Genomic DNA, 15,239 nt, shown 5'->3' with positions numbered 1-15,239 from the left:
TCTTTTCCCTTATTATTTCTTATTCATCCTTAATTATTCTTCTTTTACTTGTGCATTAACGACTGTTTAATTAATAAGTACTGTTCTAATTCATGCATAATATAAAGCAGTGCAGACCTTGTTTCAAACTCTTCTCTCGTTTGGGGTAACGGCATTGTTTGAAACTCATCTCTCATTTGATGAAGGTCTTCTAAAAATTTTGGGCCTCTATAGTTCGGGGTTACCCCTTTACTTAAACGCTCTAAATATAAGGCTAATTTATGAGATTGTACAACTTTTTCGTCTAATGAAGAAACAAATGGCAAAATTCTTTCAATGATTTCAAATTGTTTTTCTCGCATTTTAAAATAATGGTAGTACTGATCTTCATATCGCAACACGTGATTCTCGATATTTTTTAAAGCGAGGTCTTTTCCGGTTTGGATTGCAGTATACGTTTCGGTTACTTCCTTTCCATCCCATAAATGCTGATCCTTTTGTAAATGCTGTGCAATTTCTTTTAAGATGATTTTAAAATTCACTTCAATTACGTCTTGATAATTCCGCAAGTCTTTTTCCACGCTCGGCATATATAAATTCATGAGCAATGCAACGCCTATTCCAATTATAATTAAAAGAAGTTCATTGACAATAATCGCAACACTTACCATTTCTAACGTATACAAATGAAGGATAATAACAGAACTTGTCACAATCCCTTCTTTCGCTTTTGCCTTTACGGCAACAGGGATAAATAATAACATAAGAATGATTATAGAAATAGGATGGTACCCTATAGTTTCAAATAATAATATAGCAAACGCCATCCCAATGATACAAGCTTTAAATCGTTCCCACGACACAACAAACGATTGTTTCCGTGTTATCGAAATACAAAGAATTGTAAGGATACCAGCGGATACATAAAAATCTAGTTGTAATAGTTGTGCAATTCCAATCGCTACACCTGTTCCAATCGCGGTTTTTGCTGTTCGATAGCCTATCGTAAACGGTATTTTTTTACCCATCATAGATTCACTTCCTTTTTCCTTAACGAAATTGCTTCTTTGTAAATTTAAACACAAAAAAAGACTCTTGAATATACCAAGAGTCTGAATGTTTATGTAATTGGCGCGCCTACTAGGATTCGAACCCAGAACGCGAGAGCCGAAATCTCGTATGATATCCATTTCACCATAGGCGCTCGTTAAGACAAATATTATAATACAACATAAAAAACCAAAAGTCAATAAGGAACCTTAATAGGGCTCCTTATTGTTTCATTACTTAGAATTAACAGGGCCTTCTTCAAACATAGCATCGAAACGGGCATTTACTTCTTCATCTGTATATCCTAACCCATGGAGGCGCCCGGCAAAGTTTTTAGACCATAGTTGTAATCGCTGTGCCATTTTTACATATTTTTTAGACTCGGAGCCTTTTGTCTCTTTTGCTCGTGCATCTGAATTGGACATGACATTTTCGACGATGAATAACGCTTTCCATAATTCATCTTCAGAAAAACTTTCATGTTTATCGGGTAACTCAGCTAATATTCTCTTATAAAACGCTGAAAATTCTTCAAAGGAAATTTCCTCATCCATATTTAAGTACCCTTGAAGTTCTTCATATAAAGCTTCCATTGTGACACCTTCCTTTTTTTATTCCTGACATATTATAGCATTATCTTGCCTCGAATGGAAACTACTTATAAGAAGTTTAATGGATAAGCTATTATAACAAACGCCTCTAATGGAATTTTCCAATAGAGACGTTCAGTTTTAACAGTATTCTTCAAATGCTTTTTCAAGTTTTTGAACGACTTGGATCGGCTCATGCCCTTCAATTTCATATCGCTCAACCATCATCTTGATTTCTCCATCTTTCAATAAAGCAAAAGACGGAGAAGACGGTGCATACCCTGTAAAATATTCACGAGCTCTAGCCGTTGCCTCTTTATCTTGCCCAGCAAATACAGTAACAAAACGATCTGGCTTTTTATCATAATTGGCCATATACGCAGCAGCCGGACGAGCAATACCACCCGCACATCCACATACTGAATTAATCATAACTAATGTTGTCCCATCTGCTTTTAATGCACGGTCAACATCTTCTGGAGTCGTTAATTGCTCATAACCTGCATTGTCCATATCTTTTCTTGCTTGTTGAACGACATCGTTTATAAAAAAGTTAAAATCCATTATCCCTTCACTCCTTGAATCTCGTTATATGTTCTATTGTAACCTTTCTTTATCATGTTACCAACCATTTCGTCTTAGACTGTCTCAAAAGTATTAAAAAAATGTTGAAAACAATGAGAAACCTTGTAAACTCTGTTCATTTTGTTTTTACAGAGGGGATCCGGGTATATGTGTTATAAGCAACACAAAATTAAAACAGGAGGCGTTACTATGACGAAAAAGTTTTTTGCTACTGTATTTGCTACATTATTAACGGTGAGTATATTAGGTGCTTGTGGGGACGCTGAAGGAATCGACGGGGGCGAGATGGAAGAACCTGTTGACATGAATGAACAAGTTGATATGTAACTCATATTACTTAAAAGACCGCCCCCTATTTATATGAGGGCGGTCTTTTTGTCATCTACTCATATCGTAGACATTTATTCCGCTATATCATGTAAACTAGCATATTTTTAAATTCTATCGGACATACGTTCCGCTAATCGCCCAAAAAAGCAACAACACTTCTCTGTTTTCACTCCAATAACGGAACAAATGTCCGATAGCCGGCGAGGAACATTACTTCTTCCCAAAATAGCGGAACATACGCCCGAAGGATAAGGCAAAGGTGTGCACTTCCATGCATTTGCATGATGGCTCACCTACAGACTCAATTATTGAAGAATCGTACGAAGCGCTTCTATGTTTTTTCTCATTAAACTAAAATAGTCTTCACCTTCATCTTTATCCGTTAAAACTTCAAGGTTATGAATATAAACCGCATCTGCACCAACTTCACTTTGAACAACTTCGGCTACACGGTTAGATATATTTTGTTCAAATGCAATGTGGCTAATATCATAGTCTTCGGCAATATGGATAATTTCTTCAATTTGTTTTTGCGAAGGCTCGTTTGTCGGAGATAATCCAGAAATTCCAATTTGATGAATACCGTAACGATGCTCCCAGTATCCATAACCTGCATGGGAAACGATAAATGTATCCTTTTCTACTTCTTCAACCATTTGTTTAAATTCTTCATCTAACTGCTCTAATTGAGATTGAATTGCTTCAAAGTTTTCTTGAAAGAAATCGGCATTTTCTGGTGACTGTTCTGTCAATGCTGTTTTAATATTTTCAGCGAGTTGGATCGATAAAATCGGATCTAACCATACATGCGGATCTTCGTCTCCATGGTGATGATCATGATCATCTTCCTCATGGGCATGGTCATCATGGCTATGCTCATCTTCTCCATGTGCATGTTCGTGCCCATCATGGCTATGCTCATCCTCTTCATGTGCATGTTCGTGGTCACCATGCGAATGATCATGGTCATAGTCTTGTAATTCAATACCTTCAACCGCTTTTACAATTTGGGTATTTTCTGATGACAGTGATTCAATTAACGTCTCAGCAAATGCTTCCATTCCTGCCCCATTATAAATAAACAAATCCCCTTCAGCAATATCTATCATTGTTTTAGCTGTTGGTTCATATGTATGGGCATCTGCACCTATTGGAATGATATTCGTCACTTCCACGAACTCTCCTCCAATTTGCTCAGCAAAATATTGTAGCGGATATAGTGTTGTATAAACTTTCAGCCGTTCAATTTCCTCTTCAACAACGTCCTCTGTTACTTCCTCTTCTACAGGTGTCACTTCACCTGACGTAGCTTCTTCTTGCTCTACTGCATTTCCACAGGCTACTAAACTAGTTAATAGAAATAGAAAAACAGTGAGTAAGATCCATTTTTGTTTCATGATAATCCCCTTTCGTAATCATTACGTTTTCCACGGTTATTAATTATATCGTAACAGTTCCGATTTGTAAACAATCTATTACTATTCTCTTCACAGACATAAGAAAAACGCGGAGCGTCTTTTCTTTCAAGCGAAGTACGGAGCCTTCGCTCTTCTTGAAATAGCTTTCAAAGCTTCGCTGCTACACCAAAAAATTTTCTTAATATTCAAAAAACCAAAAAGTTGAACAAACTTTTTGGCTCATTCTTTTTATTCTAGTGTTTTTAATTGTTTTTTATACCAATCATTCAATATTTTTTCTTGTTCAATTAACAGTGGTATAATGCGGCGCAATTCATCTTCATCATATTTTTTTACAGCTTGATAAAACTCTTCCTGTAATTGCTTATGTGTTTGAATCCACTCATCATTATCATAATCCCACTCTACATCTTCTCCTCTTTTTCGAGCTTCTGATATTTTTTTCTTTATTAACAGTCGCTCTTTTCGAATTTCATCCCACTTTACCACTTCATTTGGTGCGTATTTTTCTGTTAATAATTGATAATACATGTGAATGTGTAATTCAATCATCTCATGCTTTTGTTTTTCTTCTTTTGTATTACTTTCTTCTGTCGCAGAAACAGAGGGAACGGTCACCATTAACAAAACAAAAACGATGATGATTATTTTTATATGTTTTTTCATTTCAATCACCTTCCTGTTTTTATCATGTCCCATTACAAAAAAAAGAAACATGCATTTGCATGTCTCTAATAAAGGGAAGTATGTTCTGGTGAGAATCCTTCTAATTTTTCTTTTATACGCGCTAAGAATCGTCCGCAAATTAATCCGTCTAAGACACGATGGTCGAGAGATAAACATAAATTAACCATGCTACGAATCGCAATCATGTCATTTTCTACAATGACTGGTCGCTTCACAATGGACTCAATCGATAAAATAGCTGCTTGTGGGTGATTTATGATTGGTGTCGATAAAACAGAACCAAATGAGCCTGTATTATTGACTGTAAATGTCCCACCTTGCATTTCCGCACTTGTCATTTTTCCTGTTCGGACTTTTTGAGCAAGATTATGAATGTCTGTCGCTAAGCCAGTAATCGATTTTTGATCGGCTTGTTTAATAACAGGAACAAATAACGCATCATCAGTCGCCACTGCAATCGATATGTTTACATCTTTTTTCTGGATGATTTTATCTCCTGCCCACATCGCGTTGATTTGTGGAAATTCTTTTAACGCTTCAACCGTAGCTTTAATAAAGAAAGGTAAAAATGTTAAGGTAATTCCTTCTGTCGCTTTGAACTTCGCTTTTTGCTCGTTTCGATATTGCACTAATTTAGTGACATCCACTTCCACCATCATCCATGCATGTGGTGCTTCATGTTTACTTCTTACTAAATTTTCAGCAATCGCTTTGCGAACTCCCGACACTGGAATTTCGATATCTCCAGCTTGTTGAGTATAAACAGGTTGTGCTTGCGCAGTTGATTTGCGGTCCACCTTCACTTCCGTTGTTGTTGTTTGTGGTTCTTCAACTTTTGCTGGTGTTGGAGCTGGACTTGGTTGTTGTCCACCTTTTTCAACGATAGCTAAAATGTCTTTTCTTGTAATTCGTCCGCCTTTTCCACTTCCGTGTACTTGGGAAAGGTTGATATTATGTTCTTGTGATAGTTTAAGTACAGCTGGTGAATATCTCATTTTAGCAGAGTCATCTTGTTGCTCTTGTTGAACTTGCTCTTTAGGACTTGTATTTTCAGGTCCCTTTTGTTGTTGTTCTTGACCTTCTACTTCCATCAAACAAATGACTTTGCCTACTTCCACAGTTTCATCTTCTCCAACGACAAGCTCTTTAATCACGCCCGTATAAGAAGATGGAATTTCAGCATTCACTTTATCTGTCATCACTTCAGCAATCGGGTCATATTTGTTGACTTTATCACCAGGTGAAACAAGCCATTTACTAATTGTACCTTCCGTTACACTTTCACCAAGTTGTGGCATTGTAATTTCAGTTGCCATCATTTGACCTCCTTTCTCCTATTAAAATTCAGCTAAATTTCTCATCGCTTGTTCAACTTTATCAGGGTTAATCATAAAGTGCTTTTCCATTGTAGGTGCATACGGCATTGCCGGAACATCTGGTCCAGCTAAACGTTGAATTGGTGCATCTAAATCAAACAAACATTCTTCGGCAATAATCGCTGCTACTTCTCCCATAATACTACCTTCTTTATTATCTTCTGTGACAAGTAACACTTTACCGGTTTTCTTTGCCGCTTCGACAATCGCCTCTTTATCTAATGGATATACTGTTCGTAAGTCAAGGACATGGGCAGAAATTCCATCTTTCTCTAACTTTTCAGCAGCTTGAAGGGCAAAATGTACTGCAAGACCATACGTAATAACCGTAATATCTTCTCCTTCTCGCTTCACATCCGCTTTTCCAATTGGTAATACATACTCTTCCTCTGGTACTTCTCCTTTAATCAATCGGTACGCACGTTTATGCTCGAAAAACAACACAGGGTCATTGTCGCGAATCGCTGCTTTAAGCAACCCTTTTACATCATATGGCGTAGAAGGCATGACAATTTTTAATCCTGGAACAGAAGCAAACATCGCTTCCACTGATTGTGAATGGTATAAAGCACCATGGACACCACCACCATATGGAGCTCTTATTGTCATCGGACAAAACCAATCGTTATTCGAACGATAACGAATTCTTGCGGCCTCACTTACAATTTGGTTTACCGCCGGCATAATGAAATCAGCAAACTGGATTTCTGCAACAGGGCGCATTCCATACATCGCTGCACCAACACCAACACCAACAATAGCAGATTCCGCTAAAGGTGTATCAAGAACACGTTGCTCTCCAAATTTCTCATATAACCCTGCTGTCGCGCGGAATACTCCTCCGCGCGCTCCTACATCTTCTCCAAGCACAAATACATTTTCATCCCGTTCCATTTCCTCACGAAGCGCTTGGGTAACAGCTTCTATATATGAAATCACCGCCATTATGCATTCCCTCCTTCTTCTTCGTACACATAGTTATACAAATGGTCTGCTGGAGCATATGGTGCTTGTTCTGCATATTCCGTTGCTTCATCAACCAATTTTTTAATCTTTTCATTTAAGTCATTTTCAATCTGTTCTGTTAATACACCAAGTTCTTTTAAATAAACAGCAAACGTTAGTAATGAATCTTTCTTTTTCGCTTCTGCTACTTCTTCTTGCGAACGATACGCACGGTCATCATCATCACTTGAATGTGGCGTCAGTCGATAAGAGATCGTTTCAATTAATGAAGGACCTTCTCCTTTTCTTGCACGGTCTGCCGCTGCTTTAACTGCCTCATATACTGCCAGTGGATCATTTCCATCAACAGTAACCCCAGGCATTCCATAGCCAATCGCACGGTCCGATACATTTTCACAAGCTAATTGTTTTTCAATCGGAACCGAAATGGCATATTTATTATTTTCACACATAAAAATGACCGGTAATTTATGGACACCCGCAAAGTTAGCTCCCTCATGGAAATCTCCTTGATTTGAAGAACCTTCACCAAACGTCGTAAACGTTATAAAATCTTCGCCTTTCATTTTTCCAGCTAAGGCAATTCCAACAGCATGAGGCACTTGAGTTGTAACTGGAGAAGAGCCTGTCACAATTCTATTTTTCTTTTGCCCAAAATGACCTGGCATTTGACGTCCACCTGAATTCGGATCTTCGGCTTTCGCAAACCCTGAGAGCATAAGATCTTTAGCAGTCATACCAAAAGTGAGGACAACCCCCATATCACGGTAATATGGCAATACATAGTCTTTTGTTTTATCAAGAGCAAATGCAGCCCCTACTTGAGCTGCTTCTTGACCTTGGCAAGAAATAACAAATGGAATTTTCCCCGCACGGTTTAACAACCACATTCTTTCATCAATACGGCGAGAAAGTAACATAACTTCATACATGTGCAAGACGGCATCATCTGATAAACCTAAACGTTCGTGACGGTTCTCTGTCAATGTAAAACTCCTCCTTTTTAAAATAAAGAATTATGAATGAATCGCTTTTCCATCTACGGCAAGCGCAGCTTCCCCAAGAACTTCTGATAACGTTGGATGTGGATGAATCGTATGAGCTACTTCCCAATTCGCAGCATCTAGCACTTTCGCTATGGCAGCTTCTGAAATCATGTCTGTTACGTGCGGACCAATTAAATGAACACCTAACAAGTCATCATTCGTTTCGTTCACTACAAACTTAGCAAATCCATCTGATTCTCCATATACAAGAGCCTTCCCAATTCCTTTAAACGAAAATTTCCCTGTCTTTACCGCAAATCCTTTTTCTTTAGCTTCTTCTTCTGTCAAACCAATACTTGCTACCTCTGGGTGGGTGTACACACATTTAGAAACAGTCATATAATCGAGCGGATCGGGCTTATGGCCTGTCATATGTTCAACGGCAATAATCCCTTCATGAGAAGCAACGTGAGCAAGCTGCATTCCCCCAATGACATCACCGATGGCATAGATATGAGATTCTTTCGTTTGGTAAAACTCATTTGTTGCAATGACCCCGTTTTTCACTTCAATATCCGTATTTTCAAGTCCAATACCTTCTACATTTGCGACTCTTCCAACAGAAATTAATAACGCTTGTGCAGAAAACTCTTTTTTCTCACCTTTATGTTCCACTTGAATGGTCACATCATCACCTTTCTCTAATGTTTCAGATAACACTTTTGCACTCGTGACAATAGTGACACCGCGTTTCTTTAACACTCGAGTAAGCTCTCTTGAAATTTCTTTATCCTCTGTTGGTAAAATGCGGTCCCCATACTCTAGCACAGTTACATTAACACCAAAATCTGATAACATAGACGCCCATTCCATCCCAATGACTCCGCCGCCTACTATGATAATAGATTGTGGGAGTTCTGTGAGCCCAAGAGCTTCTTCACTCGTTAACACTTGTTTTCCGTCTGGTTCGATTCCTGGCAAAAGACGTGGTCTAGAGCCTGTAGCAACGAGGACATTTTTTGGTAAAAGCATTTGATTTTCATCCCCATTACTCATTTCAACAGAAATGGTTCCTGGCGTAGGAGAAAAAATGGACGGTCCTAAAATCCTACCAATTCCGTCATAGACATCAATCTTCCCTTTTTTCATCAAGTGTTGAACACCTTTATGTAATTGATCAATGATTGCTTGTTTGCGTTCTTGAACCTTAATAAAATCAAGTGTAACTTCGGATGTTTTCACACCAAAATCTTCAGACCTTTTCGCAGTTGAAAAAACTTCTGCACTTCTAAGTAATGCCTTTGATGGGATACAACCTTTGTGTAAGCAAGTACCACCTAATTTGTCCTTTTCAACGACAGCGACACTTAACCCTAACTGACTTGCTCGGATCGCAGCAACATACCCACCAGTACCAGCTCCTACTATGACCAGATCATATTCTTTAGTCATACGAGTCCCTCCTTTTATTCGTTCTCTTTCAAATCCTTCTCTCTCATCTCTCATATTGCATTCCATTTACCTGTTATAATGGAGTTCCAGAGGGATAATGTTTGGCCTTTTCTTCTTTTAGTAAAACGCGACTAGCACCTTCTGCCAAGGCCATCATTTCATCTTCACCAGGTGAAACAACAACTTTACTAATCCATTTCACTCGTTTTGTTATCGTTTCAACTAATCGCTCACTATGAGCTAATCCACCCGTGATAATAATGGCATCGACGTGACCAGCTAAACTGACACTAGCCGCTCCAATTTCTTTCGCTACTTGATAGCCCATCGCTTCTAAGTAAAATTGTGCTTCTTCGTCTCCCGCTTGAATTCTATTTTCGATTTCGACCCCATTATTTGTTTCTACATAACTAACAAGGCCTCCTGCACCAGCTAAAAACTTTAGTACCTGGTCCTTATTATAATTGTAGCATAGGTCTACTAAATCTCCTACTGGGAGTGTTCCCGTTCTCTCTGGAGAAAATGGTCCTTCTCCATATAAGCCATTATTCACATCGATGACTTTCCCTAGCTTATGGGCTCCCACCGTAATTCCTCCACCAAGATGAGCCACAATGACACTCAGACTTTCATACGGTCTATTCCAAGATTTTGCGATTTTTTTCGCAACAGCTTTTTGGTTTAAGGCATGAAAGATACTTTTTCTCTCGATTCCTTTTAACCCCGACACTTTTGAAACCGGTTCCATTTCATCGACCACGACAGGATCGACGATAAACGCCGGAATGTTTACTTGTTTTGCGAGTTCATAAGCTAGCAATGCTCCAAAATTTGAAGCATGCCAACCATGAAGCCCTTCCCTTGCATCTTTTAATAGCTCGTTGTTCACTTCATATGTTCCACTAGGAATGGGTTTAATTAACCCACCCCGTGCAACAATCGCATGAAGTTGTGACAGTTTAATGTTATTTTCACGAAGAAACGCTAGAATCGCTTCGTAACGAATTTGTTGCTGGTTCAATACGGTCGAATGTTGCTCAAGCTCTTCAACAGAATGAGTAATTGTCTTAACTTCCTGGCATATAACATGATTAAAATAAGCTACTTTTGTAGTAGTTGACCCTGGATTGATAACAAGTAATTGAATATCACTATTCATGTCTATTACCTTTTGTTTAGTACGTGATTTCCATTTTGTAAAAATGATTTTCGCGACATTCTCATTGTTTCAATTCGTTCTTCAGCAAGACGATCTGCTGCAACATACGTTGGAATTTGATCTCTTTTGGAGATTTCAAATACTTTCTCAATAGTAGAATAAATGTTTTCTACTTTTTTCATTGCACGATCACGATTATATCCATAAAGCTCATCTGCTACATTAATGACTCCACCAGCATTAATTACATAATCCGGAGCATATACAATGCCTAATTCAGTCAGCATGTCACCATGACGATTTTCTTTCAACTGATTATTTGCAGCACCAGCAATTACTTTTGCTTTTAATTTTGGAATTGTATCATCATTAATAATGGCACCTAGGGCACAAGGAGCAAAAATATCACACTCTTGTTCATATATTGCACTTACATCAACCGCTTTAGCACCAAAAGCATCCACTGCTTTTTGGACAGCTTCCTTATTAATATCTGTTACGATAAGTTTTGCGCCTTCTTCGTGTAGATGTTTACATAAATTAAATGCCACATTTCCGACACCTTGGACAGCTACAATTTTCCCTTCTAACATATCACTACCGAACGCTTCTTTAGCTGCTGCTTTCATCCCAACGTATACACCGTACGCTGTAACAGGGGATGGATTTCCAGACGAACCAAAGGCAGGTGAAATCCCAGTTACATACTTTGTTTCCTCATGAATCGTGTCCATATCTTCTACTGTAGTCCCGACATCTTCAGCTGTAATATAACGACCGTTTAAACCTTGAATATACCGACCAAATGCACGGAACATCGCTTCGTTTTTATCTTTTCGAGGGTCTCCAATTATGACCGTTTTTCCTCCACCTAAATTTAAACCGGCCGCTGCGTTTTTGTATGTCATTCCTTTAGCTAAGCGAAGGGCATCTTCAAACGCCGCTTCTTCACTTTCATACATCCACATTCTCGTCCCACCTAAAGCAGGCCCTAATGTCGTGTCATGAATTGCAATAATCGCCTTTAGTCCTGATGCTTTGTCTTGACAAACAACAACTTGCTCGTAATCATATGTTTCCATGTACTTAAAAAGTTCCATTCTTTCTTTTCCTCCTATCGACATTAACTTCTTGTTTGATTTTTCATTACATGAAGGGCTAATGCCAATGAATATAATTTATTTTGTTTTGTATCTGTTCTTGATGTGAGAACTATTGGAACTTTGCCACCCGTAATAAAACCCCCAACTTCTGCTTTGGCAAAATAAACTAGACTTTTGTAGAGCGTGTTTCCCATCTCTACATTTGGTACGAGTAAAATATCCGCTCTTCCTCCCACATCACTTTGAATCCCTTTGCGCTCTGCTGCCTCGATTGAAATGGCATTATCTAATGCGAGCGGTCCGTCAATAAGACAATGCTTAATTTGATTTCTTCTGTTCATTTGCGTCAATAGCGCTGCGTCCACTGTTGAAGGCATTTTCGGATTTACAACTTCAACAGCAGCAATCGGAGCAACTTTTGGTAAAGGCAATCCCATTGTTCTTGCGACTGACACTGCATTTTCAATAATTCCGACTTTTTCCTCTAGTGAAGGTGTTACATTCATAGCTGAATCGGTTAAAAATAGCGGACGGTTATATGTCGGGACATCAAATACCGCTACATGAGATAAAACTTTCCCTGTTCGCAATCCATACTCTGGGTGCAATGCGGCCTTTAATAAAACCGACGAAGGAACATGCCCTTTCATTAATATCGAAGCCCCACCTTCATGAATGAGCTTCACCGCTTCATGTGCACTTTCTTTTTCTTCTTTGGTCGGAAAAAATCGAATTTGTTCATCAGGCAATTTATAGTGCTGTTGTAAACTTGTTAATTTCTCTTCATTTCCAAACAAACAAAAGGAAGCTAAGTTGTACTGTAACGCATCTTTCACAACCGAAAACATATCATCATTATCAGCTGCAGCAATTGCAACAGAAAAGGAAGGAGTTCCCTCATTTTTGTGAAGTAAATTTCTAAGTCTCATGTCAAACCTTCTTTCTGCCTCACTACTTTCTTATTGCAAGTATTGTGCCAACTTTTCAAAAGAGTAAAAAATCCACAAATTCGTCTTAATTCCATGATGACATCCATGCAAAAAATTGCGTGGTGAGCAATATTTTGCATGCTCATTTTATCATAGTTTGTATTTTTCCATTTTATAATATAAATTCCGAATCGATAATTGCAACTTTTTCGCCGTTGCTGTTTTGTTGCCCTGACATGAATCAAGAGTTTCCTGAATCACTTGTTTTTCAAATTGCTCCACTAAAGAAGATAAAGAACCGGTTTGTTGCTCTACTTTTACTGACCGTTCTTGTTTATTTCCATTTTGATGAAAATCTGGCAATGTCAAAATTTCATCGTCGCTATAGTTCATATAAATTAATGCTCGTCCAATAACATTTTCAAGTTCACGAACATTTCCTGGCCAATTATGCTTCTTTAATAATATCATGACCTCATCTGCAATTTTTTCTACATTTCTACCGTAATCTTGATTTAATTTTTTTAACAAACGATCAGCCAGCATTGGAATATCTCCCTTTCTTTCACGTAAAGGCGATATGTAAATGGGCATTTTATTAATTCGATAGTACAAGTCTTCTCTAAAAGTCTTATCACTAATCGCTTTTTCAAGGTTTACATTCGTCGCACAAATAACGCGAACATCAATGGATATCGCTTTAGTCCCACCTACACGTACAATTTCATTTTCTTGTAATACTCGAAGTAATTTCGCTTGTGTTCCTACAGCCAACTCTCCAATTTCATCTAAAAATATACTTCCTTTATGCGCCTCCTCAAACAACCCGCGTTTGCCTCCGCGTTTTGCACCTGAAAAGGCTCCTTCCTCATAACCAAAGAGCTCACTTTCTAATAGACTTTCCGACAAAGCCGCACAATTCACTCGAATAAACGGACTATATTTTCGTTCGCTTTCATTATGAATGGCATGGGCAAATAACTCTTTTCCTGTTCCTGATTCTCCTCTTAGTAAAATTGTTGCTGGGGTTGACGCAGCTAATTTTGCTTGTTGAATGGCCAACTTCATTTCCTCGGATTGTCCAATAATATCATCAAACGTATATTTCGCTTCTAACGTGCGAATGCGTTGCTTCGCTCTTTCTAATTGGTCAGTGAGCTTTTTCATTTCCGACATATCATGAACGATTGCAATACTCCCTTTTAATTGTCCATCAACAATCACGGGTGCGACATTAACAACGACATCACGACGATGAGGCCCAACCTTTAATCGAACTCCACGAACTGGTTTTCTTGTTTGCAATACGTACATATGCATACTTTCGCCTTCAGAAATATCTGCTGTTGCCGGTTTTCCAATCACTTCTTCTGGCTGCAATCCGGTTAATCTTGTATATGCTCGATTGATCATTAGCCCGTTTCCATTTTCATCTACAACCGATATCGCATCATCGGTTGATTGAATAATAGCCTCTAACATCGTTTGAATACTCTTTAAGTTTGTGACTTCTTCCGCCATTTTTTCAATTTCAGTCACATCTTTAAATACAGCTAATGCACCTACCATTTGATTTTCATTTTTTAACGGCACTCTTGTTGTAATGATATTAGCCCCATTTTCCAGAATTTGATTTTTATTTCTTTCTTCCTTATTAGTAGAAATGATGGAAGGAAGCCGACTGGAAGGAAGGACTTCCTCTATTTGTTCTCCTAATGCATCAGCCGCTTTGACACCGGATATTTTTTCAGCTGCCTGATTAAATAATGTCACATTACATTTTGTATCAATAGCAATCATGCCATCTTCGGTTGAGTTTAATATTGTCGATTGAATCGATGCTGATTTTTTCAAATCAGAAATGAGCTTTTCTTTTTCATTCATTAATGTAAACAACAAACTCGCAACCGAGCTTGGAATAATGGTCGTATGTTTATGTATTTCAGCTTTTAATTGTTTTAATAATCGTTTATCACCAGTAGCCTCTAACACAACATCAATTTTCGGAGTCAGTAGCTTTTTCCATTCTGTTGTCGTGTTAATTCCTAGTTTCCGAGCAAGGACCATCCCTTCTGCTTGTTCATCAACATCTGAGACTCCTACGACATGAAGCTCTTCAGCTTCTACTAACAAATCTAAAAGCGCAGATCCACCTTTCCCTGCTCCAATAATAATTATATTTTTCATGCAAATTCCCCCTTTAGGAACCCAACTTCTGTTTCCACTATTACGCAAATGTCACAAACTTGCAACTGTTGTCTTGGACAGATTGTATCTTAATCAGGTAAAATATCTATATCACGATGTGTAGAAAGGGTTTTGATCTTGCAACGATTTATTGCGTTAACAATAATGGTGATTCCCGCTATTCTAGCAGGCTATGGTATAAAACTAATGCGTGAAACCGTGTTCCAAACACTTATCTCTCCCTTCCCCTCCCTCGGGTTACAATTTATAATCGGCTTCCTTCTGCTAATTGGTGGGGTTGCTTTTGTTGGGGGATTTATCTTTTACCGTGACAAAAAGAACGGAAAAGTAGCACCAAAATATTTAAAGAAAAGAACATAAAAACAATTATAAGCGCGTAGAACTCCACAGTTCTGCGCGCTTTTCTTTATTTTCAATTCGC

General features: G+C 38.3%; 15 protein-coding genes and 1 tRNA gene. 2 read left to right on the top strand and 14 right to left on the bottom strand.

Annotated elements, in window-relative coordinates:
• Positions 1-44: 44 nt before the first annotated feature.
• The 4 genes from T323_RS0120455 to T323_RS0120440 form a co-directional block, all read right to left on the bottom strand.
• The gene (locus tag T323_RS0120455; RefSeq protein WP_035179393.1) at positions 45-1,010 is read right to left on the bottom strand and encodes an aromatic acid exporter family protein; all 966 of its coding nucleotides are present in this window, start codon (positions 1,008-1,010) and stop codon (positions 45-47) included.
• Between the two features lie 98 nt (positions 1,011-1,108).
• Positions 1,109-1,183: transfer RNA gene (locus tag T323_RS0120450), tRNA-Arg, on the bottom strand.
• Between the two features lie 79 nt (positions 1,184-1,262).
• Complete coding sequence (locus T323_RS0120445) at positions 1,263-1,622, bottom strand: hypothetical protein (RefSeq protein WP_026674948.1); 360 nt, start codon at positions 1,620-1,622, stop codon at positions 1,263-1,265.
• Positions 1,623-1,760: 138 nt separating this feature from the next.
• Entirely contained in the window at positions 1,761-2,183 is a 423-nt protein-coding gene (locus T323_RS0120440; RefSeq protein WP_026674947.1) for a BrxA/BrxB family bacilliredoxin, read from the bottom strand.
• 210 nt (positions 2,184-2,393) lie between these two features.
• Here T323_RS0120440 and T323_RS28970 point away from each other — a divergent pair, with 210 nt between their 5' ends.
• Complete coding sequence (locus T323_RS28970) at positions 2,394-2,531, top strand: hypothetical protein (protein WP_156942490.1); 138 nt, start codon at positions 2,394-2,396, stop codon at positions 2,529-2,531.
• Positions 2,532-2,839: 308 nt separating this feature from the next.
• On the opposite strand, the gene T323_RS0120425 is transcribed toward T323_RS28970, so the two are convergent.
• The 10 genes from T323_RS0120425 to T323_RS0120380 all read right to left on the bottom strand — a co-directional run bounded on the left by T323_RS0120425 (position 2,840) and on the right by T323_RS0120380 (position 14,797).
• Entirely contained in the window at positions 2,840-3,931 is a 1,092-nt protein-coding gene (locus T323_RS0120425; RefSeq protein WP_026674946.1) for a metal ABC transporter solute-binding protein, Zn/Mn family, read from the bottom strand.
• A 249-nt stretch (positions 3,932-4,180) separates the two neighbouring features.
• A complete protein-coding gene (locus tag T323_RS0120420; protein ID WP_026674945.1) occupies positions 4,181-4,618 on the bottom strand; it encodes a hypothetical protein in 438 nt (145 codons plus the stop codon).
• 65 nt (positions 4,619-4,683) lie between these two features.
• Complete coding sequence (locus T323_RS0120415; RefSeq protein WP_026674944.1) at positions 4,684-5,958, bottom strand: dihydrolipoamide acetyltransferase family protein; 1,275 nt, start codon at positions 5,956-5,958, stop codon at positions 4,684-4,686.
• Positions 5,959-5,976: 18 nt separating this feature from the next.
• Positions 5,977-6,960 (bottom strand): alpha-ketoacid dehydrogenase subunit beta, encoded by a 984-nt coding sequence (locus T323_RS0120410; RefSeq protein WP_026674943.1) that lies wholly within the window; start codon positions 6,958-6,960, stop codon positions 5,977-5,979.
• The gene (locus T323_RS0120405) at positions 6,960-7,913 is read right to left on the bottom strand and encodes a thiamine pyrophosphate-dependent dehydrogenase E1 component subunit alpha (protein WP_156942503.1); all 954 of its coding nucleotides are present in this window, start codon (positions 7,911-7,913) and stop codon (positions 6,960-6,962) included. Before T323_RS0120405 ends, T323_RS0120410 begins: the two co-directional genes overlap by 1 nt.
• A gap of 84 nt (positions 7,914-7,997) precedes the next feature.
• Positions 7,998-9,419 carry a dihydrolipoyl dehydrogenase gene (gene lpdA / locus T323_RS0120400; RefSeq protein ID WP_026674941.1) on the bottom strand — a complete coding sequence of 474 codons (1,422 nt, stop codon included), beginning with the start codon at positions 9,417-9,419 and terminating at the stop codon, positions 7,998-8,000.
• A 73-nt stretch (positions 9,420-9,492) separates the two neighbouring features.
• A complete protein-coding gene (buk, locus tag T323_RS0120395) occupies positions 9,493-10,578 on the bottom strand; it encodes a butyrate kinase (RefSeq protein WP_035179389.1) in 1,086 nt (361 codons plus the stop codon).
• A gap of 5 nt (positions 10,579-10,583) precedes the next feature.
• Positions 10,584-11,678, bottom strand: a complete 1,095-nt coding sequence (gene bcd / locus T323_RS0120390; RefSeq protein ID WP_026674939.1) for a branched-chain amino acid dehydrogenase — start codon at positions 11,676-11,678, stop codon at positions 10,584-10,586.
• Between the two features lie 23 nt (positions 11,679-11,701).
• Complete coding sequence (gene yqiS, locus T323_RS0120385; protein ID WP_026674938.1) at positions 11,702-12,610, bottom strand: phosphate butyryltransferase; 909 nt, start codon at positions 12,608-12,610, stop codon at positions 11,702-11,704.
• 150 nt (positions 12,611-12,760) lie between these two features.
• Positions 12,761-14,797: a sigma-54 interaction domain-containing protein gene (locus T323_RS0120380; RefSeq protein ID WP_026674937.1), complete on the bottom strand. Its 2,037-nt coding sequence runs from the start codon at positions 14,795-14,797 to the stop codon at positions 12,761-12,763.
• A gap of 138 nt (positions 14,798-14,935) precedes the next feature.
• Between T323_RS0120380 and T323_RS0120375 the strand changes: the two genes are divergently transcribed.
• Positions 14,936-15,178: a DUF2627 domain-containing protein gene (locus T323_RS0120375; protein ID WP_026674936.1), complete on the top strand. Its 243-nt coding sequence runs from the start codon at positions 14,936-14,938 to the stop codon at positions 15,176-15,178.
• Positions 15,179-15,239 lie beyond the last annotated feature (61 nt).

The sequence above is a fragment of the Alkalihalobacillus bogoriensis ATCC BAA-922 genome, from assembly GCF_000621445.1.
GTDB lineage: Bacteria > Bacillota > Bacilli > Bacillales > Bacillaceae_F > Bacillus_AO > Bacillus_AO bogoriense.
Note: the sequence above shows the minus strand (reverse complement) of the source record. Positions and strands in the feature narration are given on the sequence as shown.